The organism is Cereibacter sp. Soil_C_27, assembly GCF_057657095.1.
The window spans coordinates 1-2,418 of the sequence record NZ_JBDGJD010000016.1 but is presented as its reverse complement, the minus strand read 5'-3'; the positions used below and the strand labels follow the sequence as shown (position 1 = coordinate 2,418).

The following is a 2,418-nucleotide window of genomic DNA, read 5'->3' as shown; positions in this document are numbered from 1 at the left end:
GCTGGCCGCCGAGCTGGCCGATGCCTGCAACAACCGCGGCACCGCGGTGAAAAAGCGCGAAGACACGCACAAGATGGCCGACGCTAACAAAGCGTTCAGCCATTACCGCTGGTAACCACTTAGCCTGAGGCACTCCAATGGCACGCGACTACCCCCTGACCCGCTACCGCAACTTCGGTATCATTGCCCACATCGATGCGGGCAAAACCACGACGACCGAGCGGATTCTGTTCTACACAGGCAAATCCCACAAGATCGGCGAGGTGCATGATGGCGCCGCGACGATGGACTGGATGGAGCAGGAGCAGGAACGGGGGATCACGATCACCTCGGCTGCGACCACGACCTTCTGGCAGCGCACGGTCGATTCCAACGCCGTGGCGAAGGATGACCGTTACCGCTTCAACATCATCGACACCCCCGGCCACGTCGACTTCACCATCGAAGTCGAGCGTTCGCTGGCCGTGCTCGACGGTGCTGTGGTCTTGCTCGATGGCAACGCCGGCGTGGAGCCCCAGACCGAGACCGTGTGGCGTCAGGCTGATCGCTACAAGGTGCCGCGCATCGTGTTCGTCAACAAGATGGACAAGACGGGCGCCGATTTCTACAACTGCATCAAGATGATCAAGGACCGCACCGGCTCCTTGCCGCTGCCGATCCAGGTCCCGATCGGTGCCGAAGACAAGCTCGAAGGCATCGTCGACCTGATCACCATGCAGGAGTGGGTCTATCAGGGCGAAGACCTGGGCGCGTCCTGGGTTCGCCAGCCGATCCGTGCCGACCTGCAGGAAGTCGCCAACGAATGGCGCCACAACCTGCTGGAAGTCGCGGTCGAGCAGGACGACGCCGCGATGGAAGCCTATCTCGAAGGCAACGAGCCGTCGGAAGAAACCCTGCGCCAGCTGATCCGCAAGGGCTGCCTCTCGCTGTCCTTCGTGCCGATGCTCTGCGGCTCGTCCTTCAAGAACAAGGGCGTGCAGCCGATGCTGAACGCCGTGATCGACTTCCTGCCGAACCCGCTGGACGTTCCGCCCTACCTCGGCTTCGCGCCGGGCGACGAGACGGAAACCCGCAACATCGAGCGTTCGGCCGATGACGAGCAGCCCTTCTCGGCGCTGGCGTTCAAGATCATGAACGACCCCTTCGTGGGCTCGCTGACCTTCACGCGCATCTACTCTGGCGTGCTGAAGAAGGGCGACCAGATGCTGAACGCGACCAAGCAGCGCAAAGAGCGCGTTGGCCGCATGATGATGATGCACGCCATCAACCGTGAAGAGATCGAAGAAGCCTTTGCCGGCGACATCATCGCCCTGGCCGGTCTGAAAGAGACCACCACGGGCGACACGCTCTGCGATCCGAACAAGCCGGTCGTTCTCGAAACCATGACCTTCCCGGTCCCGGTCATCGAGATCGCGGTGGAGCCGAAAACCAAGGCCGACCAGGAGAAGATGGGCATCGCTCTCGCTCGCCTGGCTGCCGAGGACCCGTCCTTCCGCGTCGAGACCGATTTTGAATCGGGCCAGACCATCATGAAGGGCATGGGCGAACTTCACCTCGACATCCTCGTCGACCGCATGCGTCGCGAGTTCAAGGTCGAGGCGAACATCGGCGCGCCGCAGGTGGCCTACCGCGAGACCATCTCGCGCGAAGCCGAGATCGACTACACCCACAAGAAGCAGACCGGCGGCACGGGCCAGTTCGCCCGCGTCAAGCTCGTCATCTCGCCGACCGAGCCGGGCGAAGGCTACTCGTTCGAAAGCAAGGTCGTGGGCGGTGCGGTGCCGAAGGAATACATCCCCGGCGTCGAAAAGGGCATCAAGTCGGTCATGGACTCCGGTCCGCTGGCAGGCTTCCCGGTGATCGACTTCCGCGTGGCTCTGATCGACGGCGCCTACCATGACGTCGACTCCTCGGTTCTCGCGTTCGAAATCGCCGCCCGGGCCGGTATGCGCGAAGGTCTGAAGAAGGCCGGCGCCAAGCTGCTCGAGCCGATCATGAAGGTCGAAGTGGTGACCCCGGAAGAATATACCGGCGGTATCATCGGCGACCTGACCTCGCGTCGGGGCATGGTGCAGGGGCAGGACACGCGCGGCAACGCCAACGTGATCAATGCCTTCGTTCCGCTGGCCAACATGTTCGGCTACATCAACACGCTGCGTTCGATGTCCTCGGGTCGTGCCAACTTCTCGATGTCCTTCGATCACTATGATGCGGTGCCGCAGAACATCTCCGACGAGATCCAGAAGAAATACGCTTAACGGTGTGGCGGGGTGAACCCCGCCCTACCACCCCGTAGGGTGGGGGTTTGCCCCACCGCAACCGACACGAACAGGAGGCCACCATGGCAAAGGCAAAGTTTGAACGTAACAAACCGCACGTCAACATTGGCACGATCGGCCACGTTGACCACGGCAAGAC

General features: G+C 62.2%; 2 protein-coding genes. Both read left to right on the top strand.

All coding sequences use genetic code 11. The features are described from left to right. Position 1: 1 nt before the first annotated feature. Entirely contained in the window at positions 2–115 is a 114-nt protein-coding gene (locus AC3A5Z_RS23790) for a hypothetical protein (RefSeq protein WP_487521759.1), read from the top strand. Positions 116–137: 22 nt separating this feature from the next. Then, the gene (fusA, locus tag AC3A5Z_RS23785) at positions 138–2,258 is read left to right on the top strand and encodes an elongation factor G (RefSeq protein WP_487521748.1); all 2,121 of its coding nucleotides are present in this window, start codon (positions 138–140) and stop codon (positions 2,256–2,258) included. Positions 2,259–2,418 lie beyond the last annotated feature (160 nt).

What these genes read in the sequence shown, in the direction of transcription:
- fusA (WP_487521748.1), top strand. Translation starts at nt 138, where the DNA reads ATGGCACGCGACTACCCCCTGACCCGCTACCGCAACTTCGGTATCATT.